Source organism: Stenomitos frigidus ULC18 (assembly GCF_003003795.1).
GTDB classification, from domain to species: Bacteria; Cyanobacteriota; Cyanobacteriia; order Leptolyngbyales; family Leptolyngbyaceae; genus Stenomitos; species Stenomitos frigidus_A.
On sequence record NZ_PVWK01000098.1, the window covers coordinates 127,318 to 150,950 of the forward strand.

Genomic DNA, 23,633 nt, shown 5'->3' on the forward strand with positions numbered 1-23,633 from the left:
TCTTCACTCTTGATCCGGCGTCCGCTCATGACTACGCTCATCATGGTGGGTGTGCTGATCTTTGGACTGATGAGCTATCGCTTGCTCCCGGTCAGCGATTTACCAAACGTGGACTATCCAACCATCCAGGTGTCGGCAAGTTTACCTGGAGCAAACAAACCCCAAAACGATGGCTGCATCCGTTGCAACACCTCTAGAGCAGCAGTTTTCTAGCATTGCGGGCATCAGTTCGATGAATTCGACCAGTTCGCTGGGGCAATCGCAAATTACGCTGCAGTTCGATCTAAGTCGGGATATTGATGGTGCGGCGCAGGATGTGCAGGCAGCGATCGCCGCCGCCGCCAGACATATCTATGCGTTCGTTGGCATCATCTTGCTCATCGGCATTGTGAAGAAGAACGGGATGATGATGATCGACTTTGCGGTGGAAGCGCGGAAGGAGGGCAAAAGCGCTCATGATGCCATTTACGAAGCCTGTTTGGTACGGTTTCGCCCCATTATGATGACAACGATGGCAGCGTTGATGGAACGTTGCCGATCGCTCTTGGTTTGGGTGCTGGAGCCGATGTCCGCCGACCACTCGGTTTAGCGGTCGTTGGTGGTTTAGTATTCTCGCAGTTTCTCACCCTGTTCTTAACGCCTGTGTTCTATACCTACGTTGAGTCCTGGCAAGATAAGTTCTCCAAACGTCGCTGGCGCAAAGGTCAGGCCAAGCCAGAAACCGCAAAAGCCCCAGTGGCATAGTTTATGGCACCCTTTGCAAGGCAGCCATTTTTGCAAGGACGTTACATCTAACGTCCTTGCAAAAATGGCTAATTTAGTAAACCTCATAGCGAAACGACGCCTTCTCTGCCACCAAAGTCAAGTGCTTTGAACTGGCACGGGTAGGAGCATAAACGCCCTTCTCCCATTCGCTCACTGTTTGTTGACGAACGCCTAATTCTCTAGCCATATCTGCTTGCGTTAACCCCATATGTAGCCGCAACGCACGGATGAGCTCACTATTCCACTGCAACGTATCGTCAAGGCACTGCACTCTATAGACTTGAGGTGGTTTGGAAAAGGTAACCTGCTCGTTATCCAGTTCGATCGCCTCAACCAGATAACCTGCCGACATCCAGGCAGTGGCTTGCAGTGCGCCCTGACTACGATTGCTCCACCAACCACGTTTGCTACGAGCAGAGGGTGGCAAGCCTTCACCCAACAGGGCTTCGATTTCGGCAAACGTCAGGGTGATTTGTAATTGATCGCTCTGACGCAACACGTCTAACAAGGGCTGATATTTACTTCCACCTTGTTTAGTTCCATCTTGACTAGACATTTTACACGCCAGCGTGTTATAATTGAGGGCTTGATCGAACGCGATCGCCCCATTATAGATGTCTTCAAAGTCGCCGCGAGAGAAGTTGCGGAAGTGGGGTAGATACCAATGAATCTTTGTTAAACCTGTTGGGAAATAGCGATCAAAATCGCTGAAATGCTTACACAGACTGGATTTCAAAGATTTTGAATGAAAATCGCTGAAACGCTTGCTAGTCATTGGTTTCAAGATTGTTTAGGCTTATTACCCAACAACTCTGTTCTATCGCTCAGGTTGATAGAGTCAGTTCCAAAGCCTATTAGTGAATAGACAAAGGGTAGTGCTTTTTCGTAAAGGACAGATAAAATGGGCGAAAATTGTTCTTTGTATCCCTCATGTCAAGTATTCCTCTCTTCCGGCGTTGTCCCAACTGTTGTGGCTGACAAAGGGACCAAGCGGTGGGTGTGGTTGGCGCTTGATGTTGGGACGCGTGAGCTTTTCATTGCTTGACCGACTGTACAGCCATTTTCTGAGGGGCAAAGCCTACTTTAAATACACTTCCTGTGTAATACGCTACCTAGAAATATTATTTCCTTGAAGATCGGTCAAACTTTTACTGAACCCATCGGCGGCTGGGCATAGATAAAGTAGACGAACGCATGCCAAACCTATGATTTCCTGGAACATTTCGCCGTTAGAACCAGATTGGAGCCGTGAGCAAGCTCTCCAGTGGTGGGATCCGGCGCGACGACTGCTTAAAACAATACGCAACTATCAAACTTGGCAAGGGCGCGGTGGGGTGCTGGGTTACTTTTTTACCAAGTATTACGTCGCACAGCACCGCTTTTGGAGTGCTGTCACAGGCGCAGACATTCCACTTAACTGCCGCATTCAAGGCGGGCTAGTGATGCCCATCCAAATGGGATTGTCATTCATCCAGAAGCGGTAATTGGACCTAACTGCCTGATTTTTCAGCAAGTCACGATCGTGTCAGCAGTGACCATCGGCAGCAATGTCGCGATCGGCAGTGGTGCGAAGATTATCCGTCCGGTCTCCATCGGCAATGGGGCTCAAATTGGCGCTAATGCTGTAGTACTGAGTGATGTGCCGGCCAATGCCTCCGCAGTCGGCATTCCAGCAAAGGTGATTGTCAAAGCAGCCGTTACTAGATGTATTGCCAAAACGTACAGTGATCGGGTTGCTTGATTCCTGTAGGCTGATTGGTTGCCGCTAACCCGATTGCTGCTAACCCGATTAGAGACATCGCTACACTGGAAAACCGCGATCGTCTTATCGGCTAGTGCGCTGTCATCTTGCTTAGCGACACGAACACCATTCTTCGTGTCGCTTGTTTTGGAGAGGCCGCTTAGCGGAGTTGGGTCGCCTTCAACACGTGATACGCAATTAATAGTTGCGTTAGTGCTAGAGGGTAGCTCTGTAGCGTTTCGCCAGTGGTGCCGGTCACTTTACCCAGTTCTGGGTTTGTTGAGCGATCGCAGGCTGCAAGCAAATGGGGAATGTCACCACAAATAAACTTCTCCAGATTGGTCACTTGCTCACTGGTCGCATTACCATCAATCTCTAACACATCGACCGGTTTCCCCATATCTCGATCCAAGCCCAGACGAATCGCAGAGTCAGAGTGCGTCGCATTGGTCGTGACCACTTGAGTGAGATCAGGGTGAGGAATATTGGGTCGCAGGACAAGACGAACGTTAAGATTGCCATTGCCTTCGCTGGCGTGTCCAGGAGTCGGGTAGAAGCTGACTACCAGATCTGCCCACTGTCGTTGGGGGCGAATATACGCATCAGAATCGGGTTCGCGCTTAAGCATTTCTGCCCGCACTTGCTCTTCTGTGTAGCCACGCTTTTGGGTGTCTCGCTTGATCTTCCACTGTGCCCGCAGTTCCTCTGGCGGGGCAAGATAAACTTTGACGTCGTAAGCGGCACGGACACCACGCGTGGAGTACCCTAGCAGCCCCTCAGCGACCACAAACTTATTGGGCTTAATGTATTCCGGCGCGTCAAACGTCCCAGTCTTGTGGTTGTAGATGGGTTTGAGGATCGGCTGCCCGGTGCGGAGCTGGGACAAATGCTGTTGCATGATATCGAGATAGTTGCAATCTGGATGCAGTGCTGTGATACCTAGTTCAGCACGCTGCTTGCGATCGTACCGATGATAATCATCCGTGCAAATGACGGTCACGTTTTCAGGCCCCAGAAATTGGGCAATACCTTTGGTGAGTGTAGTTTTGCCAGCAGCGCTATCACCAACAATGCCAAGCATAATCGGGCGATCGGTCATGATTCCTCCAGTACGAGCCGTTTAGTAACGGTTTTGACGAATTTGGCTTATTTTAAGTAGGGAGTGGGAAAAGATGCAATCAAAGGCACCTCCAAGCTGCAAAGTTCAACAATGAAGTTGTCAATGTAGATAGTGCTGCAAAAAGAAATAAAAGCAACTCGTTGATTGCCTTCATATCCAAACCGAAACTTTAAGTCTTCAGGCTTTCATCTATTATCAGTAATGCTGAGCACCTAAAATCTTTATTAAGAATTGTTCTGCTATTCTGTGTGTCTAGAGCAAACACATACTAGCTGTCGCCATAGAGCTTAGGACATTGGGATCAAAGGTTTGTGGGGGGCAATGCCCCCAGCCAGGGGTTCCATCCCTGCACCCCGCCCTAACCCAGGTGGCTATTGCCATACATCCAAAAGCAACGCTTTCGATAGCGTCTTTTGGGGCAGAACGGCTCAATAAACGTGCCAAATTTCACTTGTTATCCCTTGCACTTACGGAATCCCCATGAAAGTATTTGTTTTTCATACGCCTGAATCAACACCGACAAAAATGGTTGCTGATTGCGCGATCGCAGTTGACGTGTTAAGAGCCACCAGCACGATCGCGACGGCTCTGGGATCGGGTGCAGAAGCGGTGCAGGCGTTTAGCGACTTAGACAAACTGCTGGCAGTCAGCGAGACATGGGCACCGGAGAAGCGGATTCGCGCTGGCGAACGGGGTGGTTCGCAGGTCGAAGGCTTTGATTTTGGCAATTCGCCCCTGGACTGTACCCCAGAGCGAGTGGGCGGTCGTCGCTTATTTATCAGCACAACCAATGGCACACGGGCACTTCAATGCATCGAAGCGGCTCCTACCGTGCTGGCAGCGGCGTTAATTAACCGTCGGGCTGTTGTGCAACATCTCATCCAGCACCAACCCGAAACGGTCTGGATTGTCGGCTCTGGTTGGGAAGGTAGCTTTTCGCTAGAGGATACAGTGTGTGCAGGCGCGATCGTCGATGGGTTGCAAATCGAACTCGGCTGCTCGCTTGATGACCTGGCGGGCAATGATGAGACGATCGCAGCCGTTAGCCTTTACCGTCAATGGCAAGACGATCTACTCGGCTTATTTCACCATGCCAGCCACGGCAAACGCTTGCTGCGTCTGAACATTATTGAAGACCTGAAGTATTGCTCTCAGCAAGATGTTTTGGATGTGCTCCCGATCCAACGAGAACTGGGCGTGTTGGTCAAAGCCTAGCTTGCAGCGGGGAGTATGCCTGGTTTAATGGTGTTAGTCTACTGACTTGTCTCCTCTTGCTGTTCGCGTAGCTCTTGCAAGGCTTCGATCGTGCAGCGTAAGCGTGGACGATCCACATCTGCTAAATCTAATTGATTCCAAGGCACTCGATAGCCAATGTGAAGCTTGCGGGCTCCCAGTAACCGTAAGAACCCCACGCCCAGCGACCAGGCAGACAGACGCTCCAGGACTGCCGTTGCACCGAGCAGGTATTCCTGAATGACCCACTCGTCACCGACTTGCTCGGCGCGGATCTCCTCAATGAGTCCGATTCGTTGATCGGCTGCGTCATACACACAGCGTCCCAATAGCAGTTCGAGATGCCGTTCGTTGGTTGCCATTAGCGACCTCCTGGAATGCGTTTCACCACGGTTTCTCGCAACCATTGCTCATAAGCAAGCGCTGGGCTTTCCTCTGCGTCTAAATCAACTTCGACATCAATGCCAATGTCGCGGATTTTTGACCAGGGAATGCGAACTGGTTCCGATCGCTTTGCACCCCATTTGCTTTGCCATGCAGCAATCCAGCGTCCTAAGCGTGGATGCAGTCGTCGAGCCAGAGTGGTGGCTCCAGTTTCAAGGTACGCCAGTCTGGGAGGCTGATTGTCTCGCAGTTCAATGACAATGCCGTCTACTTTGCCCATCTTGCGCTGGTTGCGATCGACCAGTTGGTTATCCAAGACATCCCGAATTACGTCCATCTCAACCTCCCATCACTTCGAGCGGAATCGCCACGATCGCCATCACAAAGGTCAGCCCAATAATAAAAATCACCGCGCTGTTGCTAATCCAGCCATTGCGATATTGCCCGATATAGCTCTCGTCGTTCATCAGCACGAGAAAGGGCACCATCACGATCGGCAAAATGACGGCTGTTAGCGCCATCGAAAATAGCGTGAGCTGTAGCGGATCGATGCCAAACACCATTAACAGCGAGGCAAAAACCACAAAGACGGTATAAACCATGCTGAACCGTGCCGCCTCTCTGGGATGTAGATTTTCGCCCCAGTTCCACCCAAAGGCTTGCGCCACAATGTAAGCCGTATCGAGCGTGACTTCTAACGCCGCACCAAAGCAGGCAATGCCCAGCGAGACTGCAAACAGAATGAAACCCCAGTAGCCGAATGGTTGCGTAAGCATGAGCGCTGCCTGCTCATAACTATCTACCTGAATGCCTCTGGGGTTCAGCACCAGTGCGGCGACGACCAGCACACCCAGCGAAACAATACTGCCAAAGCCCATGCCCAAGGTTGCAACAATGCGGTTAACGCTTAAATAGCTTTCATCCCATTTGTCTTCTATGGCGCCCGATGAGTAGAAATAGAACAGATACGGGCTGATAATGGCGCCCAGGATGCTCACCGCAATGAAGAGATAGCGTGGCGTGTCCTGCGTGGGCAATGTGGGCACCAGTCCAGCGGCGATCGGCGCGATCGGTGCTTTGAGCGTCACCATTGCCGCCACAAAAACCAGCGTAATTAAGCCGAGTAAGGATACCCCATTTTCAATCAAGCTGAAGGTGCCTTTCCACAACAGCAACCAGATGGCAAAGGCGACGGGCAGCGCCCACCATTGGAAGCTAATGCCAGTAAGCAGCTGTAAGGCAATACAGACTCCGCCAATTTCAGCCCCCAGCACCAAAAAATCGACGAGGACTTCCGCGAGCAGCGGCAAGATGTAGAAGTTAAAGCCAAACCGTTCTCGCACAGCGGCTGCCAGCGTGTGTTTGCTAACCGCCGCTAACCGACCCGACATCTCGACTAAGAAGATGACGCAGATGGTGCCCAAAATCACCGCCCAAACGAGTTCAAAGCCAAAGATCGAACCTGCTTCGGCAGCCGTTGCGATCGCGCCGACATCCAAAAAACCACCAATGCTGGTCGCAATCCCCAACGCAATTTCCAGAGTTTTCTTCATGGTGTCTTACTCTGTGACTGAATCAGAGTTTGAAGCTGTTTTTCTTCTGCCATCAGTTGCTTTAGAGGTGCCGTGATCGCGGTTTTCTCTGGCTGATCTACCGCTATCGACAGTTGTTGTATGGTCTGTTGCAGTTGCTGAAGAGGTGGCGCTAGCTGCGATCGCGTTTGCGGCAATTCTTGGAAGAGCGACTCCGTTTCTTTGGCAATTTCTTGCTGCGTTTTTTCTAAAGTCTGTTTCGCATAGGGTTGAAGCACCGATCCTTTAGCCCAGGATTCCGCCACCATCTGCGCGGTTGCAGTCCAAGAACCGATTGTCTTTAAGTGTTCCGATGTCACGTCTTTAGCAGACAGTCTGCTACAGGCAGTTGAGACAAAAAGCAGTAGTGGACTCAAGACCCAAATCAATTTCATCGCTGGCGATCGCGTTTAATGAACAAAGCCTCCCTCCTCTTATTTCCGCATGTCAGAACGGTTAACTTGTATACCACTGGAGAGATTTTAACGGGGTGGCACCCAACCTTTCATCACATTGGGTCGAACAGCCGGTGATGAAAATAGGGATTGTAAGGCCGTTTTGCGATCGGCTTCCGGTTCAGCCACCAACTGCCACAGCGTCTCATAAAAGAAGAACGATACCCCAGCAAAGCGCTGCTTTCGGACTGCCTGAACTTGATCACGCACCTGCTGCATGGGCACGGGGAGCTTTTTCAATCCCGTCAAAATGCCGATGCCTGTAGGAATATGTTGGCGAGCGGCCTGAATTTCTGGTGCCTGGAGTTGCGCTGTAAACGCTTGCAGCTTATTGCCATACACTTGCAGCACCAATTCTTCAATCAACCCCTGCTGTCGCCAGGTACGCCAATCCTGCAAGGAGTGGTTGTAAGAAAAATCGTAGTTGTTGGGCGACAGCGTGAGTAGAACCTCGTTCTTTCGCGCTTTGATCGCACGAAAAAGTTGCGTTGTGAAGCTGGTAATTTTATCGGCACGCCAGCGAATCCAGGCAGGGTCTTTGGGATTAGCTGGCGGCGCTTTGCCTTGATGTTCACGCTTGTAAAGCTCGACAGTGTAATCGTCGTAGCCAAACTGGTAGGGCAACCCAAAATGGTCATCGAGCTGAATGCCATCGATGTCGTAATTGCTCACCAGTTCCAGAATGAGCGTCTGGATGAATTGCTGCACTTCGGGCTTAAACGGATTGAGCCAAACGCGGGGATAAATGCCCTCCTGCCAAACTTGCGTACCATCTCGCTGCTGCGTTAGCCAGTCGGGATGCCGGATCGCTAATGCCGAATCTTCGGGAGCCATGAAGCCAAATTCAAACCAGGGAAGTACAGCAATGCCCTTCTGATGCGCCTGCTGCACCAGTTCTGCCAGTGAATCACGCCCCTCTAGCCCGATCGGGCGTGGGTCAACCGCAGCCCCGATCGCCTGTTTTGCCACAGCGCTGGGATAAGTCGTGTAGCCCCAATTCCAAACAGCCGGATAAAGCGTGTTGAAGTTCAATTGCGCGAGTTGCTGCACGGCGTCTTTCAGCACCGTCGGCTTGAACAACACGGCACTATCGACATTGGTCAGCCAAACGCCACGAATTTCACTACGAGGGGCGATCGTGTTTTGAGCAACAGTCTGTAGGGTGATTGGAGCCGTCACACCGACTAGCAGCAAACTACCTACCAGCAGCACCAATAATCCTTTCAGTTTGGACAGCCATGCTTTGCGATTGCTACTCAGCACAAATTGCTTAGCAGAATGGAGCGATCGACCGCTCTGGTGAATAAACACATGAATAAACACACGCATCGTAAAATTGACTTTAAGGCGGAAAGAAACTGGGCTTCTGGTCAACGCACTGCTGAGCCGCACTTGACTGCTTCTTTCCTTCGCTAGCCCGTCTAGTTAGGTCGTTTTGCAAACTCGGAGAGCAGCGCTGGAAATTGCTCCGGCGACGGAAATTTGTTAAAGCGATGGACAGCAGGCGTGGTTACCCATGGCAGCTTTTCGTCCGTATAGGTCTCGATAAACGGACTAAAAGATTGGGCATTGTCCATCATAGTCGATCGGACATTAACGAAGTCATCCATCCCTTCCGGGCGTGTGAACAGCCAACTCATGCAGTTTCCGCAGAAATAATGACGCGTTGCACCATGTAGTCCGCCGATGACAAGTTCACCCAACGTTACTTTAAAGCCATTGCTGAGATGAAGTGTGCTCAAACTAAAGGCGCTGGCCGTCATCCGCTGACACCCCGTGCAGTGACACGCCATGGTCATCAGTGGTTCTGAATTGACTTCAAACTGAACCTGCCCGCATCTACATTTACCAGTCGTGTGACGATTACTGTCTGTCATCGTTTACTCCTTTGCACTTGGCGCGACGACAATATTCTTTGTATTAACCATCGGAGCAATGCCCCCATATGCGCGATCGGTCGAAAGTAGCCTGCTTGATTATCTTTATGACACTGAGTGCATGGGTGTTATGAGGCTGAAATCGCTTGCTTCAAGGCATTCATAGGCATAGTGGGCTCCTAAAAAAACGATCGGTGGAGTAGTAGGCGTTGCAGTAGGAAACGCATCTTACAAGATGGCGATCGCACTCAGCCATTATTTAACTCCATCAATGAAATCTTCTCGTCACCATACAGCCAACGCTCAAAATTAGCCTTACAGCGTGACCATTCTTTATCGGTCATGGCAAACCAATCAGTATCTCTGTTTTTTCCCTTCACCCACATATGCTGCCGAAAACGACCTTCATAAAGGAAGCCCATTCTTGCCGCTGTGGTTCGACTGGCGTGATTGAGAGAATGGCATTCCCATCCAACTCTGCGATAAGTATGATGGTCAAAAAGGTGTAGTAGTAATAGATATTGTGATTCTGTGTTGACGTTGCTTTTTTGAACTGTGGGTGTGAACCACACATCACCGATTTCAGCACAGCCATAATCGGGCACGATCGCGCGTAATGCCACAACCCCGACTTGAGCGTTTGTTGCGTTCTCAAAAACTGTCCAGGGTCGCACATCGATTGGATCAATCATTTCTTGCTTCATCCAATCCTTCATTGCTAAAGGACTATCGAATGAACCATACGGCAAATAGTTCCATACAGTTTCCTTCTCAGGCGTTCCATGAGAAGCCGTATACAGAGCTGCTACATCTCTTTCTAGATCAAGTGGACTTAGCGTTACAAACTGGCCACTTAGTTGAAGCCATTCAGGCATTGGCCAGGTTCGATGCTGCATGATTTATCTCGTTCTAAATGTGGTTAGACTGCGCCAGATTGATCATTGTCAAACGGGTTCAGAAGGTTATAGCGGTTTGCAGTTTCATGAGGGACAGTAGCAGCAGTGTGCAAACCAGTTGCGAAAATGCTGAGGGTCGGCTAAATCTATGGCTGTCGCAATGAGCGTATCGACCCTTTGCGCCGTCGACGGCGAGAACTGTCTGAGAAACGCTTTTAACTTTGACCACCAATGCTCATACGCCTTCGGCGGGGCGAAGCCCTACGGATTAAATTCTGGCGAGTAAGGAGACAGGTACAGCACCTTTGCCCCGACCGCCTCAATCAACGGTGCAATGGCTTCGACCTTGTGGGCAGGCAGATTATCCATGACCACCACAGCCCCTCGCCAGAGCTGCGGCACAAGACACTGGGAAACATACGCCTTGAAGACAGCCGCGTCCATCGAATCATTGATTGTCATCACAGCCAGCACCTTGGAGACGGTAATCGCGCCAATGACGCTCACCTTGCTACCCCGATAAAAGGGTTTAAAGTCATACGCTCGTGCCCCAGGGAGCGCCCGGGCATGCGTTCGCATGAGTCCCAAGCGCACACCCATCGCATCCAGAAACCCTAAATCTTGGAGTGCGACACCCCTCACTTGTGCCCAGTACGCCTGTCTCAGGCGTTGGACACGTTCGCTGATGGCTTGACTAGCGCGCAGTGTTTTTTTTGCGCGGTAAATGCAGTCTCTGGAAGGTACGACACATGGTGCTTTGGCTTACCCAGAGACCAGTTTGATCAAAGAGCAGCTCACAATATGCCGCTAAGGTCGCGTCGGGCTGTTGCTCGAAAATCGCCATTAACTGGTCTTGATGTGCCATGACAGGACTCACCGAACCATCTTGCTTGCGAGAGACGACATGACCTTCTGTACGCTTTTGAAGCATCCAGCGCTCGACGCAGTTTTCGCTGACCGTAAAGCGTGCAGCAACTTTTCTGACAGAGCTATCACCTTTCTCGATCGCACTAACAATCTTCTCTCGCAAGTCGCTGGAATACGGCTTCATTTCTGCCCCACTTTTGCTAAGGCTCTATTGTTCTCTATCTGACTGCAAACCGCTGTATGAAGACGGACTGGAAACCTTTTGAGTTGACAGTTGCTGGTGAGTTGACGGGGCTATTGTTTGATAGACAGTTAGACAATAAGCTGCGGTTTTACGGCTTTCAGATGAGCTCAAATCTGTAATTTCAGCAAGTCATGCCGTTGTTGCGTTAGAAACGGATTTGGTCCAAAGACCTTAGAAAAGGGAACTCGCTCCCTGTATTCAATCTGTTTCTCAGTGCAGTATGGCTTCTTCTCCCAACTTTGAGTTTCTCCACGCTCACGATGCTCAGTTAGTGAGGCTTGGTAGTCTGGCAGAATGGTATTTTGCCGATGATCCCAATACTTGCCTCATCAAGCTGCGACAGTTTGGGGAGGTTTTGGCACAACTTACGGCGGCCAAAGTCGGACTGTATGTTGATGCAGAGGAGAAGCAAGTTAATTTGCTGCGACGGCTGCGCGATCGCGGTGTGCTGAAAGGTGAGGTCGATCGTCTCTTCCATGAGTTACGCAAAGCTGGCAATGATGCGACCCATGAATTAGCGGGCAACCAGCGCACGGCACTCAGCGGTTTGAAGTATGCCCGTGCGTTGGGCATCTGGTTTCATCGGGTCTTCACCCACGATCGCACGTTTGACCCTGGCTCCTTCATCCCACCACCAGAGCCACACGTTGAAACGCAAGCGCTGAAGGCTGAGTTGGCGCAGCTCCGAAAAGAAGTCTATGCCAGTCTATCCAAAGTGGATGCCGCAGAAGCACTGGCTCAAGCGGAAGCGCAACGCCGCTTAGAGGCTGAAGCTTTGGCACAGGAAGCAGCAGCCCAGGTGCAAGCGTTTCAAACCCGTTTGGCGCAGGTGCAAACCCAGGCAGACAGAGCCTCTGAGCAGGAACTCAAACAGACGATCGCGCAAGCGCAGGTTGCCGAAACACATGTCAGCCTGGATGAACGGGAGACTCGCAGGCTGATTGATGCCCAACTCCGGGCGGCAGGATGGGACGTTGATTCAGAGGTTTTGACCTATACCAGTGGAACACGTCCTCAGAAGGGTAAAAACCTGGCGATCGCAGAATTCCCCACGGCTGAAGGACGAGCCGATTATGCGCTCTTTGTGGGCTTACAGGTGGTGGCGGTGGTGGAAGCCAAACGTCAGAGCAAAGATGTTTCAGTGTTGCCGGATAATGTGCTGTTTGAAGATGGGCAGGGGCGATCGATCCGCGCCGACCTCATGGATAAGTGCAATCTGCATACAATTCTGCGCTTGCCGACGGGCATTTTTTACGCGCAGGGGGTGAAGACGAATGTGCTGTTCTTCCAGCGGGGCACGACAGAGAAGGGCAACACGAAGCAGGTCTGGATCTACGACATGCGAACGAATATGCCTGCGTTTGGTAAGCGGACACCGCTGACTCGTGAGCATTTCCGAGACTTTGGGCAGTGTTATGGCAATGACCCGCAGGGATCTAGTCCACGGGTAGACCAGGGTGAAGAGGGACGGTTCCGCTGTTTTTTGCGGGAGGCGATCGCCAAAAGAGGCGAAAACCTGGATCTTTCCTGGTTGCGGGATGAGAGTTTGCAGTCGGGGGATGACCTGCCCGAACCGGAGGTAATTGCGACGGAGATTATGGAGAAGCTAAGGCTTGCGACGAAGGAAATGGAGTCGCTGCTGGTCTTACTGGAAGGGGAAGAGGCACCAGAAGCTGTGAGCGCTTCGGTGGGCTTACCGATCGTAGAATAGATAGAATTCGCGATCGCGTGTTGTCGGAAGTAATTTACCTATGATTAAAAAGCTTGTTCATACCAGATTTCATCTGTCCTATGAGCATCAACTGGTAGAAAGAGCTAAAGAACTTCGCCAAAATATGACGGTTGCGGAGAAGAAGCTGTGGCATGGTTATCTTAAAACACTGCCTTTTCGAGTATTGAGACAACGACCGATCGCTTATTTTATTGTGCTGAGTTGAAGTTAGTGATTGAAGTTGATGGAAACAGTCATTTTATTGAGAATGCCCAGCAGTATGACCGGGAAAGAACTCATATTTTGGAGGGATATGGTTTAACGGTAATACGGTTTACAAATCAGCAGGTTTTGGAGGAGTTTGAGGCGGTTTGTTTGCAGATCGCGGAGATGATCCCCCTAAATCCCCCTTAGAAAGGGGGACTTTGAATACGAATCCGGTTCCCCCCTTTTTTAACTACGGTGTACACACAAGTATCTGGTAAGAACCGCAAACCTTTCGATCCCCCTAAATCCCCCTTAAAAAGGGGGACTAAGAGTCTGGTTCCCCCCTTTTTAAGGGGGGCTAGGGGGGATCTCAGTTGTTGAGTTGTAAGCAAGGAGTTGGGTGATGCAAAGCATTAAGGTTCGTCAGCGAGTTGGGTCAGATGGCATCTTGCATCTGGAGATTCCTACGGAAATTCACGAAAGCGAGGTGGAAGTGACGGTAACTTATCAAAAACTTGCACCACAAGAAGTTGATGAGCAAGGGTGGCTCGTTGGCTTTTTCGAGCGAACCTATGGTATCTGCGCGGATGATCCGATCGTCGTCGATGATGACGGCATTGCAGAAGCACTGGATGACGATATGGAAGGAGTCTTTGATAAACCATGAGAACGTTAGATGAAATCAAGCAAATTTTGTTGGATCGTAAGTCCTGGCTTTTTGAGACCTATCAAATTACTGAGCTAGGGATTTTTGGCTCTTATGCCAGGGGTCAGCAAACCCAGGAGAGTGATGTTGATGTATTGATTGATTATGAGCAGGCTCCAACGCTGTTTGAGTTGGTCAATCTGCGAGATTTTTTAGCGGATTTGATCGGGCTACCCGTTGATGTGGTCACTAAAAATGGCTTAAAACCCAGAATTCGCGATCGCGTGTTGTCAGAAGTGATTTACCTATGACCGAGCGATCGCTAGCAGAATTCTTGCAGGATATTTTGGACACGATCGCCGATCTTGAGACTTTTACAGCCAATGTGGAGTTTGAGGCTTTTCAGGCGAATCGAGAAAAGGTGTTGGCTGTGGTCAAGTCCATCGAGATTTTAGGAGAAGCGGTCAAGAAAATTCCTGACAACATTCGTACCCAATATCCTGAGATGCCCTGGAAAGCCGTTGCTGGAATGCGGGATGTGCTGGTGCATGAATACTGGGGGATTGATGCCAACGTGGTTTGGGCAACCGTTCAAGAAGGTTTGCCACCGCTGAAGGCTGTGATCATCGAAGTGGCTGAAAAGCTACAGCGTACCGACTGAATCGATTGGAATAGTGAAGAGCCTGGTATGAGTGACGAATTGATAGAATTGCCTGAAAGGTGGGAAGAAACTACTTTAGGGCAAATAGTCTTAGGTATCAGTTACGGACATACTGCATCTTCAACCGAGACGCCCGTTGGACCAAAATTTCTGCGGATAACTGATTTGCAGAATAACTCAGTTGATTGGGATACAGTCCCATATTGTGAGTGCGACAGCATAGAAAAATACAAACTCAAGAAGGGCGATATTGTTGTTGCAAGGACTGGAGCAACAACAGGCAAAAGCTTTTTGATTCAACATTGTCCTGAGCCTACAGTTTTTGCTTCATGCTTGATTAGGCTTCAGACATCTACTTCTTGCTCTCCTGATTACCTTGCAGCCTTCATGCAAAGTGACAATTATTGGAAGCAGATTACTACTGTTAGCAAAGGAACTGCACAACCTGGAGTAAATGCATCTATTCTGGCAACCCTTTCTGTTCCCCTGCCACCACTCAACGAGCAAAAGCGGATTGTTGCCAAGATTGAGGAGTTGAGAGAGCGGAGCCAGAAAGCGCGATCGGCTCTTTCAGCCATTCCCAACCTGTGCGACAAATTCCGGCAATCCGTCCTCGCTGCTGCTTTTCGGGGCGACCTCACCGCCGACTGGCGCAAACAAAACCCAGACTTTGAACCTGCTTCGGTGTTGTTGGAGAGGGTAGGGAAGGATCTGGGTCAAAATCTCGCTGATGTTCAGACTGAAATTGATAGAACAGACGATGAGATCCCTTCAACCTGGGCTTGGGCAAAGCTGAAGTTGATGATTAAGAAAATCCAACCTGGCAATAACTTCCTTTGCCCCGAAGTCCCTGTAACGGAAACTACTGTGGGTCTTGTCAAAATTAGTGCTGTTACGTGGGGAACGTTCAACCCTAAAGAAACGAAGACAGTAGCAGATCCATCGAAGGTAGATCCAAATCTATTTATCCAACCTGTGACCTTCTTGTTACTCGTGCAAACACCTTGGATCTGGTCGGTGCGTCGGTTGTGGTTGACGAGATTCACTACAAAATTATGCTGAGTGATAAAGTTTGGCGAGCAGATATTCTTGAGGTGGACAAAAAATACATCAATTTCTATTTGCGATCCAAGGACGGTTGCAAGGAAATAGAAAGCCGTGCAACTGGCAACCAGCTTTCAATGCGAAACATATCCCAGAATGCTTTCAGAGATGTAGTCATTGCTATTCCTCCAATCGAGGAGCAGAAGGAGATTGTGCGGCAGATTGAATCTTGTTTCAACAGCATTAATCAAAGCAAGCAAACCTATCAGGAAACTAAAGATTACCTTAATCAACTCGATCGCTCCATTCTCGCCAAAGCCTTCCGGGGTGAACTAGTCGAGCAAGACCCCAACGACGAACCTGCCTCTGTCCTGCTAGAGCGTATTCGTGCCGATCGAGAGCAGCAACAGTCAACCTCTAACCGTCGCAAGCGAGGTTTGGCAAAATGAAAGTACGCGAAGTCATTGCTTTACTGGAGGAAGATGGTTGGTATCTGGCGAAAACGAAAGGCAGTCATCGGCAGTTCAAACATCCAACTAAGCCCGGAAAAGTAACGGTGTCGGGTAAACCCAGTGTTGACATCCCCATTGGTACGCCTAAGAGCATTTTGCGATAGGCACAATTACAGGAGAAAGAAGACTAATGCGTTATGCCGTTGTGATTGAACAAGGTGAGACTAGCTATGGGGCTTATGTTCCAGACCTACCAGGCTGTGTCGCAGTTGCCGAGACTCTGGCAGAAGTGAGACAGTTAATTCAGGAAGCGATTCTGTTTCATCTGGAGGGGCTTCGAGAAGATGGTGATCCGATTCCTGAGCCAACCTCTATCCTTGAATACGTCGAAGCAGGTTAGTTGCGACATCTAGCCAAAGCCTTAACAGTAAAATGATGGCATAGGGCACCCCTAAACATCCTCTTATGACTCAAGCCAAACAGCGGTTTCTTAGCTTTGACGAATACCTGTCCTATGACGATGGCACAGAGAATCTGTACGAGCTATTTAACGGAGAACTAATCGAGGTGCCACCAGAGTCGGGATTTAATGTCGAAATCGCCACCTTCTTGTTAATTCAGTTTGCCTCTATCCTTGGTTATCAAAGAGTCAGAGGGCATGGGTTAGAACTAGAAGTTAGAGGCGAACCCAAAAATCTCTATCCTGACTTTGCCATTATCCAGGAAGAGCATATCCAATTGCTCAGACACCGCAATACCATCCGGCTCAGTATGGCTCCACCGCTACTCGTGGTTGAAGTCGTCAGTCCCGGCGATTTGCAGCGCGATCGCGACTACATCGCTAAACGGATGCAATATCAGGATCGGGAGATCCCAGAATACTGGATTGTTGATCCACAACTAGAAAGCATTTTGGTGTTGACATTGGCTGGCGACCGTTACATTGAATCTGGCAGCTTTCAGAGGAGCGATGCCCTTCAGTCACCGCAATTTGGCACGCTTCACTTCATCCCTGCCCAAATTTTTGCAGCAGCAAGGTAATGGATACCTGGGTCTCACTCATTTGCTGCGGTGAGCTTATCCAACTCATCCAGCAGTTTGGCAATCCGATCGCGGTTCTTGCGATCGCCCCAGGTTTCACTCTTCTGCAACCGCTTACCAATCTCGCCCAGCCGTCCAACTAAACCTTTCTCAGGTGTCGGTTCTACTTCTGGCGTGAGTGCTTTAATGGCTGCCTTGATTTCATTAAGCGATAGGTTTTTAACAACTGCCTGCTTCAGCAGCTTAGACCGTCGTTCCTCATCTTTTATACGGGCGATCGGGACTGTAAAGTAGTTCGTGTCAAAGGTCAAAACAAGATCTAATGAACTAACCTACCTGAGACACAAACGATGACCTTTCGACCCGAACTGATTGACGAGTTGCTCAAAGAATACCGGCACCCCAAAGACTTGATGGGCGAAGGCGGGATCTTCAAGCAACTGACTAAAGCCCTAGTCGAGCGCTGCTTGAGTGCGGAGTTGAGCACCCATTTGGCAGAGGAGCAGGGACAGCCAGAGGTTGAACGCCCCAGAAATCGCCGCAATGGCGCCAGTAAGAAGACCATCAAGGGCGAGTTTGGCGAAGTCGAGATTGGGGTGCCGCGTGACCGCAATGGTGCCTTTGAGCCGCAGTTAATCCAGAAGGGACAGACCCGCTTCAACGGCTTTGACGACAAGATTCTGTCGCTGTATGCGCGTGGCATGACCACGCGCGATATTCAAGCTCAGTTGGAGGAACTGTACGGAGTGGAGGTGTCGCACACTCTGGTTTCCAACGTGACCGAAGCCGTGGAGCAAGAACGTAAGGCGTGGCAAAATCGTAGCCTGGATGTGGTCTATCCCATTGTTTACCTGGATGCCATTATCGTGAAAGTGCGGCATGAGGGACGGGTGGTCAACAAAGCGATTCACCTGACGTTGGGGGTAAATCTAGCCGGACAGAAGGAATTGCTGGGGCTGTGGATGACGCAGAACGAATCGTCTAAGTTCTGGCTCTCGGTGCTCACCGAACTACAAAACCGAGGTGTTAAGGACATTTTCATTGCTTGTGTCGATGGCTTGACGGGCTTTCCAGAAGCGATTGAAGTCGTCTTTCCTCAGACGAGTGTGCAGTTGTGTATCGTTCACCTGGTGCGAAACGCCCTCAGCTGACCGCAAAGCCGTTGCCGCTGACCTGAAGCTGGTTTATGGTGCTGCTACAGAAGCCCAAGCAGAACAAGCTCTTGTTGACTTTGCCGAACACTGGGATAAGCAGTATGCCACTATCAGCAAAGCGTGGAGGAACCACTGGAACCGGATTATTCCCTTCTTTGCGTTTCCGCCCGACATCCGTAAAGCGATCGACACGACCAATGCGATTGAATCGCTAAACATGACGCTGCGGAAGGTTTTACGCAATCATCGTTCCTTTCCCACGGATGAATCTGCGATGAAGGTGATTTACCTGGCCATCCACAACATCTCGAAAAAATGGACGATGCCGATCCGAGATTGGAAGGCTGCCCTCAATCGGTTCGCCATTGAGTTTGAAGGGAGATTTCCTCTCTAGCTATTTCGCGCTTGACACAAACTACTTTACAAACCCGACTTTTGACCATTCAGATCTAAGAAACTGGAAATGAATGCTCATCAGGGCCTCTGCCTTATCTACCCAAGAAGATTTGACTGTTCCAAGCTAACAGTCGCCCTTTGGGTTTGGCATCTACTGAAATTAGAAATGCCAAGCTTCAAATGTGTAGGAATACTTTTTGCAGCATTACAATGACTTCTCCGTTTCCTGTTGATGCTGCCTGAGCTGTGCTAAAAACTTAAGAGCATAGCGCTCAAGCGGCCTACCGCTAAGCAATTCAATAAATTTGTCCAAGGGGTTTAGATCGACGATGTAGTTGCCAATTTTCACGCCCAGAGGTTCTAGGTGCTTGCCCTGTAGCTCTGTATGCAAAACTGGAAATTTTCTCGTCTTTAATTGCTGCAACAGCCAGAGTACATCACTATTTTCTTGAATCTGCTTGCTCTTGAACTGATCCATTACACTACCCGCGATCGTATCTTTGTCAAAAGAAACCAATCCTGTGAGGTTAAATAACTGACTGCGCTCAATAAAGCACTGAGTTTGTTTTCTAGTTGGTAGTACCCCTAGCCCAAAGCGGTCGATAAACTGAGCAAGAGCACGGATAGGAATTGCGCTTTCTGTATCGCTAATATCAGGGGCGACCAACAAAGAGGGTTGACCCAAGATTGAAACACTTTGCAAACCAGCACTGTCAAGGCTGACTTCAATCTGCCGATAAGTAGGTTTATTGACACAAGTCTCAGTGATCTGTTGCCAATGTTCACCACTGAGAAACTCTAATAAGGCAATGTACTTACAGCCTAAACTGTGTCCTAACCAAAAGTAGTTCGTTTTGTCCTGGTAAAAGTCACTGCCCGTAATCGTTGAGAGTTCTTTACGAAGCACTTCCTGTTCTTTTAACAACCCGATCGCAATGTTCCAATGACGAAAACTAAACCTGAAGGGTAATGCGATGATTGTGTACCCTTCTTCAAATAACGTTTGTAAGAAATATCGGTAGAAAACAGTTGGGAAAGTGCCAAAGAATGCGCCACCAATGAATTGAATGACCCCTTTGGGCTCAGGATGAACCGCTACCCAGCTAAAACTAACCGGACTAAACCTAAAAACTGGAGGCATAACAGTTCTCTATTGTGAACAATTTTTGCAGAAGCGGACGCAGACAAATCTGAGGGGAACTAAATTTAAGGGGGTGGGTTTAATCCATCTCCCCTTAATCTGTCTGAGCCAGGCTCTCGACCATGCACTTATGAGTTAGAGAACCTGAAGCCTCCCCTAATTAAGGGTAAGGAGCCCACCATTTTGAACCGTCAGTCCATAGACAATTTGATCGAGTGCCCTGTCGACAATCTTTGGAGCCGTTGTGTTGTCGAAGAAGGTTCCACGCTGTTCTGCTGTCACCTGGATTTTTGCCCCTGCTGGTGGCGTTCCTCCCAATGACGAAAGCTGAATATCCACAAAGCCGCGAGCCTCAATGTCTAGAGCAGCGAGAGCAGCGTCAGTGGGACTGGGCTGTAGGATAAACAGTGCTGTTGCTTCAGCGGGAAGGAAAAGTGGGGAAAATCTATACTTATTACCGGCACCATCAGGCACTAAAGCCCCACCAGAGTTAATACCGGACGTATCAGCAAAAGTAATGATTTCATCCAAGGTTACGCCTGAAGGGAGACGGGTCGTAAAGACCAAAGATAGGACAAGATCAAAGGGATTAACGTTGGCGATGGTGAGAAAATAACCCTGAAGGATGTTACGACTTAACTTCTTGGCATTATTGAAAGCCGGTGGTAACACTTTAGGCAACTGAGGCTTGAGTAAGACTTCAAATGTAGAAACGAGTGCCATTTTTCTCTCCTTGTGAAAATCTATACATACCGTAACTCAGCTACCAGTGAATGTAGGGGTACCCCTATGGGTGCTTTTTGGGGTTGACGATTTGTAAGGGAGTTTAGATGAATGAAAAGCAGATGGGGTGCACTCAGATCTCGACCAGAAGCCCGTTTTCAGGTTGTTTTCTTGGCTTCAACAATGATAATGGTGGACGCTTCGCTTTTTATCACTTTGGTGGAGCGAGTTAGAAGAAAGTCACAAATGCCGTTCAGCCCGACGGCTTCTTCGATCGTAAAGTCTTCGCCAGAAAAGAGGCTGATTTTGCGATCGAGAATGCGCCGCACTTCCAGCAGTACCGGGTAAATGATGCCTTCAGACCGGGCTTTTTCACTGCCAGATGTGGCAACAATGGGTAAGGTTTCTTTGAGGGTGCCCGCCAACAACTCGGAGGGCGCGATCGGTTCAACGGTGGGGATGAAGCGATCGCCTTCTACCGTGGTGAGGTTAAAGGCATCTTTGGCTTTGCGGATAGTGGTGAATTGGCTGTAGGGCATCAGGACGGTGCCGTGAGTTGCGCCAGGAGTGGTTTTTCTTTGGCAAGCTGGCTCACGTTGAGCACGGAAAAACCCAGGATCTGCCCCTGCTGGTCAACCCACTCCAGGATTGCGTCGTGATCGATTTCTCGCATATAGCCGGGTGCATCTGAGAAGAGAACTTCTAGAAAGTCTGCTTCTGGATCGAACCAAATTTTTACGGTTTGGGACATACCTGCTCTCCTGCTTTCAGGTTAAGGTGTGGATGGGTTTTGGTCGAGTGTGTTAGACGTGAAGCCTATGACTTAGAAAATTGGGCAAAAAGATGAAGACGACTATTTTGATTGATGATCAACTCGTTAATGAGGCGCTTGAGGCGACAGGTTTGGCGACACAGGAAGAAGTGGTCGCACTAGGTCTAAAAACCTTAATTAATACCAATTTAATGTGAAGCCGCGTAGAAAAGTGCTTCTAAAATAAAGTTGTAGGACGAAACCGACATCACTTGTTCCAACGTCAGTTGATCAAACAGGTCTTGAACGCGTTCCCGCAACGCTTGCAAGGAAGGAAATAGCTGATTTTTCAGTGGTTGTTTGAGCAGTTGCCAGAACCGTTCAATTGGGTTGAGTTCGGGACTATGGGCAGGTTGCACTAAAGGAATAATGTTCTCGGGCCAACGAATCGCGCTCGTCATGTGTGCCGGAGCTTGATCCACCTGTAAAATGGCCCAATCCTCCCCTAACTGTTGAGAGAGCCAATCCAAAAACTCCTGAAAACACTCACCATTAAGTTTGGGATACTCGTGCAAGAAATGAGCACCACTCAAAGGAGCGATCGCTCCATAAATCCAGAAATTCTCTCGTCCCCACTGCACCGCCACCTTGGGCTTGACTCCCTTGGCCGTAATCACTTTGCCACTCTGAGTCTTTAACCCGACTCGGCTTTCATCTTGACAAAGATAGTGAATCACTTTCCCCTGCGCCAACAGACTCTCTAGCGCAATGAGGGCAGCTCCAAGGTTTTTTTAAAAGTCTCAACCGCCTGCTCATTCTGCTGATGACTCTGCGGACGAGGCACTTTGAGTTTCCCACCCAGCAGATACCTCACCGTGGCATAGACGGTGCCATACTCCACCGTCAGCCCGTGTTTCTCCTGCAGCCATTCCACAATCGCCCCATAACTGCGGAAGCCTTCTGGGTTTTGCAACTGCCGTTGCAGATCGGCCAGCACCTCAGCGTTGATTTTGCGCTCATTCCCAGGAGCCTTGTTGACTTGCAGCAATTGCTTGAGTCCACCACGACGGTATTTTTGTAGCCAGCGTGTGATGGTGGAAGTATCGCGTCCCAGACGTTTGCCAATTTCTTGTTGTTGCGTCACCTGCCCACTTTTGAGCCACCAACGCATCTGAAGTTTTTCTTTGGCAATCGCCTCTCGCACATGCTGGAGTTGTTTCTTCAGTTCAGCTTCGCTTTCGGTAATCTCAATATTGAAGGGGCGACTCATAGCATATTTTAGGGCTTGACTTTATGACTCATATTATATGTTTCCTCACATTAAATTGGTATTAAGTGGGTTCAAGGTTGTTGAAAGCGGTGCTTTAAGGAAGGTTTCTGGCTATGACAAGCAATATTGCGAGCAATTCCGAAATGAAATCTGATAGTTCCGTAATCACTGCCAAAATCGAGCTGCTGCAAGCAAAAGTTGACGACGCAATCAAAAAAGTCCGAGGTAATAGACGAGATAATCGGAGAAAAGCTTCTCTCATAAAGTTGACGGCTACTTTCTGTTCAGCCACGGCGACAATTTTGCTTGGGTTAAAAGTGCCCAACCTAGAATCGCAACTTAAGGATATTGCATTTGTTTTGACTGCGTTAATTACTCTACTGAGCGCATTAGAACCATTCTTCAACTTCAGAGCTTTGTGGGTAGAACACGAAATAGCTCTATGGAAGTTTCATCGGCTAAGAGATAAGATCGAGTTCTACCTTGCTGGTAACAAACCTGAAAAGATGAGCATCGATGAAATTAATGGCTTTCACGCTGAGTTTCAAATCATATGGGACGATTTGAGCCAGTCTTGGATCAACTATAGAAAACAAGAAAAGTCTTAAAAGTCCTTCGTAGCCAGTAATTTGATATGATTGGCTAGCCGTGATCTAGACTAGCAAGTGCCTCGTAATGATATTGACCGCATCAGAGAGAAAATTCGCCTCCGCCAGTATGATATGTCTGCTCATGCGATGGAAGAAATGGCTGAAGATCTACTGACTATCTTGGATGTAGAGGAAGCAGTTCTGAACGGTCAGGTCATTCGGGTTGAAAAAGATGATCCCAGAGGCACAAAATATACAGTAGTGGGGACTGCATTAGATCAACAAACACCTGTTGGAGTGGTTGGACGTTTCGCTAGCACCGGAAGCTATCTAATCATAACGGTTTATGAAGTCACTTAACTTGAGGGCTAATCATATGTATGGGTACAGATGTGAGTATTGCGAAGGGACTGTTCAACCCAGAACCGTCAAGCGCGAGGCATTCAAACATAGAGATGGATTCGTTATCCTCGAAGATGTGACGATTGGTGTTTGTGATACTTGCGGCAATCGATACTACTCAGCAGATATTCTTCATGCAGTTCATGCTGTTGTGACTGGAGCCAAGCTCCCTGAGAGAACTGAGCAAATTCCAGTTACTCATCTAGAATCAGCCTAGTGGTCTGTCAATTTTCAGTTGATGGGTAAAGTCGCTGTAGTTTGATGCGTGCATCGGCTGTCGTAAACCGCCAA

Annotated in this window: 35 protein-coding genes and 4 pseudogenes; 21 read left to right on the forward strand and 18 right to left on the reverse strand. The window is 49.2% G+C overall.

Translation table 11 applies throughout. From position 1 onward, the window contains the following. Positions 1-9: 9 nt before the first annotated feature. Together C7B82_RS33225 and C7B82_RS18040 are read left to right on the forward strand one after the other, a co-directional pair. On the forward strand, positions 10-213 hold the full coding sequence (locus C7B82_RS33225) for an efflux RND transporter permease subunit (RefSeq protein ID WP_281259006.1): 204 nt from the start codon (positions 10-12) through the stop codon (positions 211-213). After that, positions 170-744, forward strand: a pseudogene (locus C7B82_RS18040) (efflux RND transporter permease subunit). Before C7B82_RS33225 ends, C7B82_RS18040 begins: the two are co-directional and overlap by 44 nt. A gap of 73 nt (positions 745-817) precedes the next feature. Here the strand turns inward: C7B82_RS18040 and C7B82_RS18045 are convergent. Continuing rightward, positions 818-1,540, reverse strand: coding sequence for a helix-turn-helix domain-containing protein (locus C7B82_RS18045; protein WP_245939972.1), 723 nt, complete (start codon positions 1,538-1,540; stop codon positions 818-820). Positions 1,541-1,970: 430 nt separating this feature from the next. On the opposite strand from C7B82_RS18045, the gene C7B82_RS35190 reads away from it, so the two are divergent. Next, the gene (locus C7B82_RS35190; RefSeq protein WP_219904564.1) at positions 1,971-2,249 is read left to right on the forward strand and encodes a hypothetical protein; all 279 of its coding nucleotides are present in this window, start codon (positions 1,971-1,973) and stop codon (positions 2,247-2,249) included. A 38-nt stretch (positions 2,250-2,287) separates the two neighbouring features. Next, positions 2,288-2,506 carry a hypothetical protein gene (locus tag C7B82_RS35195; RefSeq protein ID WP_245939973.1) on the forward strand — a complete coding sequence of 73 codons (219 nt, stop codon included), beginning with the start codon at positions 2,288-2,290 and terminating at the stop codon, positions 2,504-2,506. Between the two features lie 160 nt (positions 2,507-2,666). Here C7B82_RS35195 and C7B82_RS18055 read toward each other — a convergent pair whose 3' ends face one another. After that, positions 2,667-3,605 (reverse strand): phosphoribulokinase, encoded by a 939-nt coding sequence (locus C7B82_RS18055; protein ID WP_106257662.1) that lies wholly within the window; start codon positions 3,603-3,605, stop codon positions 2,667-2,669. A gap of 501 nt (positions 3,606-4,106) precedes the next feature. Here C7B82_RS18055 and C7B82_RS18060 point away from each other — a divergent pair. Then, a complete protein-coding gene (locus tag C7B82_RS18060; protein ID WP_106257663.1) occupies positions 4,107-4,841 on the forward strand; it encodes a 2-phosphosulfolactate phosphatase family protein in 735 nt (244 codons plus the stop codon). 38 nt (positions 4,842-4,879) lie between these two features. Here the strand turns inward: C7B82_RS18060 and C7B82_RS18065 are convergent, their stop codons facing one another. The 9 genes from C7B82_RS18065 to C7B82_RS18105 all read right to left on the reverse strand — a co-directional run bounded on the left by C7B82_RS18065 (position 4,880) and on the right by C7B82_RS18105 (position 11,093). Next, positions 4,880-5,221, reverse strand: coding sequence for a hypothetical protein (locus C7B82_RS18065; protein WP_106257664.1), 342 nt, complete (start codon positions 5,219-5,221; stop codon positions 4,880-4,882). Next, complete coding sequence (locus tag C7B82_RS18070) at positions 5,221-5,580, reverse strand: hypothetical protein (RefSeq protein ID WP_106257665.1); 360 nt, start codon at positions 5,578-5,580, stop codon at positions 5,221-5,223. Before C7B82_RS18070 ends, C7B82_RS18065 begins: the two co-directional genes overlap by 1 nt. 1 nt (position 5,581) lies before the next feature. Continuing rightward, positions 5,582-6,796, reverse strand: a complete 1,215-nt coding sequence (locus C7B82_RS18075; RefSeq protein ID WP_106257666.1) for an NRAMP family divalent metal transporter — start codon at positions 6,794-6,796, stop codon at positions 5,582-5,584. Further along, on the reverse strand, positions 6,793-7,209 hold the full coding sequence (locus C7B82_RS18080) for a hypothetical protein (RefSeq protein ID WP_106257667.1): 417 nt from the start codon (positions 7,207-7,209) through the stop codon (positions 6,793-6,795). Before C7B82_RS18080 ends, C7B82_RS18075 begins: the two co-directional genes overlap by 4 nt. A gap of 87 nt (positions 7,210-7,296) precedes the next feature. Next, on the reverse strand, positions 7,297-8,598 hold the full coding sequence (locus C7B82_RS18085) for a glycoside hydrolase family 10-like protein (protein ID WP_106257668.1): 1,302 nt from the start codon (positions 8,596-8,598) through the stop codon (positions 7,297-7,299). Between the two features lie 92 nt (positions 8,599-8,690). Continuing rightward, positions 8,691-9,146, reverse strand: a complete 456-nt coding sequence (locus C7B82_RS18090; protein WP_106257669.1) for a GFA family protein — start codon at positions 9,144-9,146, stop codon at positions 8,691-8,693. A 248-nt stretch (positions 9,147-9,394) separates the two neighbouring features. Further along, positions 9,395-10,042 (reverse strand): GNAT family N-acetyltransferase, encoded by a 648-nt coding sequence (locus C7B82_RS18095; RefSeq protein WP_106257670.1) that lies wholly within the window; start codon positions 10,040-10,042, stop codon positions 9,395-9,397. 261 nt (positions 10,043-10,303) lie between these two features. After that, positions 10,304-10,684 carry a transposase gene (locus C7B82_RS18100; RefSeq protein ID WP_106257671.1) on the reverse strand — a complete coding sequence of 127 codons (381 nt, stop codon included), beginning with the start codon at positions 10,682-10,684 and terminating at the stop codon, positions 10,304-10,306. Between the two features lie 52 nt (positions 10,685-10,736). Continuing rightward, the gene (locus tag C7B82_RS18105; RefSeq protein ID WP_106257672.1) at positions 10,737-11,093 is read right to left on the reverse strand and encodes a helix-turn-helix domain-containing protein; all 357 of its coding nucleotides are present in this window, start codon (positions 11,091-11,093) and stop codon (positions 10,737-10,739) included. A 280-nt stretch (positions 11,094-11,373) separates the two neighbouring features. Here C7B82_RS18105 and C7B82_RS33855 point away from each other — a divergent pair, with 280 nt between their 5' ends. From C7B82_RS33855 to C7B82_RS18160, 11 genes and pseudogenes are all read left to right on the forward strand, one after another. Further along, positions 11,374-12,864: an N-6 DNA methylase gene (locus C7B82_RS33855; protein ID WP_106257673.1), complete on the forward strand. Its 1,491-nt coding sequence runs from the start codon at positions 11,374-11,376 to the stop codon at positions 12,862-12,864. Positions 12,865-12,988: 124 nt separating this feature from the next. Further along, positions 12,989-13,278 (forward strand): annotated as a pseudogene (locus C7B82_RS18115) (endonuclease domain-containing protein). Between the two features lie 196 nt (positions 13,279-13,474). Next, the gene (locus C7B82_RS18125; RefSeq protein WP_106257675.1) at positions 13,475-13,738 is read left to right on the forward strand and encodes a hypothetical protein; all 264 of its coding nucleotides are present in this window, start codon (positions 13,475-13,477) and stop codon (positions 13,736-13,738) included. After that, positions 13,735-14,028, forward strand: coding sequence for a nucleotidyltransferase family protein (locus C7B82_RS18130; RefSeq protein ID WP_106257676.1), 294 nt, complete (start codon positions 13,735-13,737; stop codon positions 14,026-14,028). The genes C7B82_RS18125 and C7B82_RS18130 overlap by 4 nt, the downstream gene beginning before the upstream one ends. After that, positions 14,025-14,378, forward strand: coding sequence for a HepT-like ribonuclease domain-containing protein (locus C7B82_RS18135; RefSeq protein WP_106257677.1), 354 nt, complete (start codon positions 14,025-14,027; stop codon positions 14,376-14,378). The genes C7B82_RS18130 and C7B82_RS18135 overlap by 4 nt, the downstream gene beginning before the upstream one ends. A gap of 27 nt (positions 14,379-14,405) precedes the next feature. Then, entirely contained in the window at positions 14,406-15,440 is a 1,035-nt protein-coding gene (locus C7B82_RS18140; RefSeq protein ID WP_106257678.1) for a restriction endonuclease subunit S, read from the forward strand. Continuing rightward, a pseudogene (locus C7B82_RS35200) lies at positions 15,434-15,622 on the forward strand (hypothetical protein); the annotation flags it as partial. The gene C7B82_RS18140 and the pseudogene C7B82_RS35200, both read left to right, overlap by 7 nt. A gap of 12 nt (positions 15,623-15,634) precedes the next feature. Next, positions 15,635-15,871: a hypothetical protein gene (locus tag C7B82_RS33860; protein ID WP_245939974.1), complete on the forward strand. Its 237-nt coding sequence runs from the start codon at positions 15,635-15,637 to the stop codon at positions 15,869-15,871. After that, a complete protein-coding gene (locus C7B82_RS18150) occupies positions 15,868-16,038 on the forward strand; it encodes a type II toxin-antitoxin system HicA family toxin (protein WP_106257680.1) in 171 nt (56 codons plus the stop codon). Before C7B82_RS33860 ends, C7B82_RS18150 begins: the two co-directional genes overlap by 4 nt. 26 nt (positions 16,039-16,064) lie before the next feature. Next, positions 16,065-16,274, forward strand: coding sequence for a type II toxin-antitoxin system HicB family antitoxin (locus C7B82_RS18155; protein ID WP_106257681.1), 210 nt, complete (start codon positions 16,065-16,067; stop codon positions 16,272-16,274). 65 nt (positions 16,275-16,339) lie between these two features. Next, complete coding sequence (locus tag C7B82_RS18160) at positions 16,340-16,915, forward strand: Uma2 family endonuclease (protein ID WP_106257682.1); 576 nt, start codon at positions 16,340-16,342, stop codon at positions 16,913-16,915. Between the two features lie 14 nt (positions 16,916-16,929). On the opposite strand, the gene C7B82_RS18165 is transcribed toward C7B82_RS18160, so the two are convergent. After that, positions 16,930-17,226, reverse strand: coding sequence for a hypothetical protein (locus tag C7B82_RS18165; RefSeq protein ID WP_106257683.1), 297 nt, complete (start codon positions 17,224-17,226; stop codon positions 16,930-16,932). 39 nt (positions 17,227-17,265) lie between these two features. Between C7B82_RS18165 and C7B82_RS18170 the strand changes: the two are divergent. Beyond that, positions 17,266-18,463 (forward strand): annotated as a pseudogene (locus C7B82_RS18170) (IS256 family transposase). Positions 18,464-18,670: 207 nt separating this feature from the next. Here the strand turns inward: C7B82_RS18170 and C7B82_RS18175 are convergent. From C7B82_RS18175 to C7B82_RS18190, 4 genes are all read right to left on the reverse strand, one after another. Further along, positions 18,671-19,606, reverse strand: coding sequence for a DUF1350 family protein (locus C7B82_RS18175; RefSeq protein ID WP_106257684.1), 936 nt, complete (start codon positions 19,604-19,606; stop codon positions 18,671-18,673). 156 nt (positions 19,607-19,762) lie between these two features. Then, on the reverse strand, positions 19,763-20,329 hold the full coding sequence (locus C7B82_RS18180; RefSeq protein WP_106257685.1) for a hypothetical protein: 567 nt from the start codon (positions 20,327-20,329) through the stop codon (positions 19,763-19,765). 158 nt (positions 20,330-20,487) lie between these two features. Continuing rightward, a complete protein-coding gene (locus C7B82_RS18185) occupies positions 20,488-20,868 on the reverse strand; it encodes a hypothetical protein (RefSeq protein WP_219904565.1) in 381 nt (126 codons plus the stop codon). Next, complete coding sequence (locus tag C7B82_RS18190; protein WP_106257686.1) at positions 20,868-21,080, reverse strand: DUF2283 domain-containing protein; 213 nt, start codon at positions 21,078-21,080, stop codon at positions 20,868-20,870. The genes C7B82_RS18185 and C7B82_RS18190 overlap by 1 nt, the downstream gene beginning before the upstream one ends. Before the next feature lie 92 nt (positions 21,081-21,172). On the opposite strand from C7B82_RS18190, the gene C7B82_RS18195 reads away from it, so the two are divergent. After that, positions 21,173-21,298, forward strand: coding sequence for a type II toxin-antitoxin system VapB family antitoxin (locus tag C7B82_RS18195; protein WP_106257687.1), 126 nt, complete (start codon positions 21,173-21,175; stop codon positions 21,296-21,298). Here the strand turns inward: C7B82_RS18195 and C7B82_RS18200 are convergent. Both C7B82_RS18200 and C7B82_RS18205 read right to left on the reverse strand, forming a co-directional pair. Beyond that, the gene (locus tag C7B82_RS18200; RefSeq protein WP_181357553.1) at positions 21,290-21,817 is read right to left on the reverse strand and encodes an IS630 family transposase; all 528 of its coding nucleotides are present in this window, start codon (positions 21,815-21,817) and stop codon (positions 21,290-21,292) included. The genes C7B82_RS18195 and C7B82_RS18200 overlap by 9 nt on opposite strands. A gap of 23 nt (positions 21,818-21,840) precedes the next feature. Continuing rightward, entirely contained in the window at positions 21,841-22,350 is a 510-nt protein-coding gene (locus C7B82_RS18205; RefSeq protein ID WP_106257689.1) for a helix-turn-helix domain-containing protein, read from the reverse strand. A 113-nt stretch (positions 22,351-22,463) separates the two neighbouring features. Between C7B82_RS18205 and C7B82_RS18210 the strand changes: the two genes are divergently transcribed. The 3 genes from C7B82_RS18210 to C7B82_RS34720 are packed head-to-tail and all read left to right on the forward strand — an operon-like array spanning position 22,464 to position 23,559. Next, on the forward strand, positions 22,464-22,958 hold the full coding sequence (locus C7B82_RS18210) for an SLATT domain-containing protein (protein WP_106257690.1): 495 nt from the start codon (positions 22,464-22,466) through the stop codon (positions 22,956-22,958). Between the two features lie 57 nt (positions 22,959-23,015). Further along, entirely contained in the window at positions 23,016-23,300 is a 285-nt protein-coding gene (locus tag C7B82_RS18215; protein ID WP_106257691.1) for a DUF4258 domain-containing protein, read from the forward strand. Positions 23,301-23,316: 16 nt separating this feature from the next. Further along, positions 23,317-23,559 carry a YgiT-type zinc finger protein gene (locus C7B82_RS34720; RefSeq protein WP_106257692.1) on the forward strand — a complete coding sequence of 81 codons (243 nt, stop codon included), beginning with the start codon at positions 23,317-23,319 and terminating at the stop codon, positions 23,557-23,559. Positions 23,560-23,633 lie beyond the last annotated feature (74 nt).

Bases quoted from the DNA above. Each gene is read 5' to 3' on its own strand.
- C7B82_RS18045 (WP_245939972.1), bottom strand. From the start codon at position 1,540: ATGACTAGCAAGCGTTTCAGCGATTTTCATTCAAAATCTTTGAAATCC.
- C7B82_RS35190 (WP_219904564.1), top strand. From the start codon at position 1,971: ATGATTTCCTGGAACATTTCGCCGTTAGAACCAGATTGGAGCCGTGAG.
- C7B82_RS18055 (WP_106257662.1), bottom strand. From the start codon at position 3,605: ATGACCGATCGCCCGATTATGCTTGGCATTGTTGGTGATAGCGCTGCT.
- C7B82_RS18060 (WP_106257663.1), top strand. From the start codon at position 4,107: ATGAAAGTATTTGTTTTTCATACGCCTGAATCAACACCGACAAAAATG.
- C7B82_RS18065 (WP_106257664.1), bottom strand. From the start codon at position 5,221: ATGGCAACCAACGAACGGCATCTCGAACTGCTATTGGGACGCTGTGTG.
- C7B82_RS18070 (WP_106257665.1), bottom strand. From the start codon at position 5,580: ATGGACGTAATTCGGGATGTCTTGGATAACCAACTGGTCGATCGCAAC.
- C7B82_RS18075 (WP_106257666.1), bottom strand. From the start codon at position 6,796: ATGAAGAAAACTCTGGAAATTGCGTTGGGGATTGCGACCAGCATTGGT.
- C7B82_RS18080 (WP_106257667.1), bottom strand. From the start codon at position 7,209: ATGAAATTGATTTGGGTCTTGAGTCCACTACTGCTTTTTGTCTCAACT.
- C7B82_RS18085 (WP_106257668.1), bottom strand. From the start codon at position 8,598: ATGCGTGTGTTTATTCATGTGTTTATTCACCAGAGCGGTCGATCGCTC.
- C7B82_RS18090 (WP_106257669.1), bottom strand. From the start codon at position 9,146: ATGACAGACAGTAATCGTCACACGACTGGTAAATGTAGATGCGGGCAG.
- C7B82_RS18095 (WP_106257670.1), bottom strand. From the start codon at position 10,042: ATGCAGCATCGAACCTGGCCAATGCCTGAATGGCTTCAACTAAGTGGC.
- C7B82_RS18105 (WP_106257672.1), bottom strand. From the start codon at position 11,093: ATGAAGCCGTATTCCAGCGACTTGCGAGAGAAGATTGTTAGTGCGATC.
- C7B82_RS33855 (WP_106257673.1), top strand. From the start codon at position 11,374: ATGGCTTCTTCTCCCAACTTTGAGTTTCTCCACGCTCACGATGCTCAG.
- C7B82_RS18125 (WP_106257675.1), top strand. From the start codon at position 13,475: ATGCAAAGCATTAAGGTTCGTCAGCGAGTTGGGTCAGATGGCATCTTG.
- C7B82_RS18130 (WP_106257676.1), top strand. From the start codon at position 13,735: ATGAGAACGTTAGATGAAATCAAGCAAATTTTGTTGGATCGTAAGTCC.
- C7B82_RS18135 (WP_106257677.1), top strand. From the start codon at position 14,025: ATGACCGAGCGATCGCTAGCAGAATTCTTGCAGGATATTTTGGACACG.
- C7B82_RS18140 (WP_106257678.1), top strand. From the start codon at position 14,406: ATGAGTGACGAATTGATAGAATTGCCTGAAAGGTGGGAAGAAACTACT.
- C7B82_RS18150 (WP_106257680.1), top strand. From the start codon at position 15,868: ATGAAAGTACGCGAAGTCATTGCTTTACTGGAGGAAGATGGTTGGTAT.
- C7B82_RS18155 (WP_106257681.1), top strand. From the start codon at position 16,065: ATGCGTTATGCCGTTGTGATTGAACAAGGTGAGACTAGCTATGGGGCT.
- C7B82_RS18160 (WP_106257682.1), top strand. From the start codon at position 16,340: ATGACTCAAGCCAAACAGCGGTTTCTTAGCTTTGACGAATACCTGTCC.
- C7B82_RS18175 (WP_106257684.1), bottom strand. From the start codon at position 19,606: ATGCCTCCAGTTTTTAGGTTTAGTCCGGTTAGTTTTAGCTGGGTAGCG.
- C7B82_RS18180 (WP_106257685.1), bottom strand. From the start codon at position 20,329: ATGGCACTCGTTTCTACATTTGAAGTCTTACTCAAGCCTCAGTTGCCT.
- C7B82_RS18185 (WP_219904565.1), bottom strand. From the start codon at position 20,868: ATGCCCTACAGCCAATTCACCACTATCCGCAAAGCCAAAGATGCCTTT.
- C7B82_RS18190 (WP_106257686.1), bottom strand. From the start codon at position 21,080: ATGTCCCAAACCGTAAAAATTTGGTTCGATCCAGAAGCAGACTTTCTA.
- C7B82_RS18195 (WP_106257687.1), top strand. From the start codon at position 21,173: ATGAAGACGACTATTTTGATTGATGATCAACTCGTTAATGAGGCGCTT.
- C7B82_RS18205 (WP_106257689.1), bottom strand. From the start codon at position 22,350: ATGAGTCGCCCCTTCAATATTGAGATTACCGAAAGCGAAGCTGAACTG.
- C7B82_RS18210 (WP_106257690.1), top strand. From the start codon at position 22,464: ATGACAAGCAATATTGCGAGCAATTCCGAAATGAAATCTGATAGTTCC.
- C7B82_RS34720 (WP_106257692.1), top strand. From the start codon at position 23,317: ATGTATGGGTACAGATGTGAGTATTGCGAAGGGACTGTTCAACCCAGA.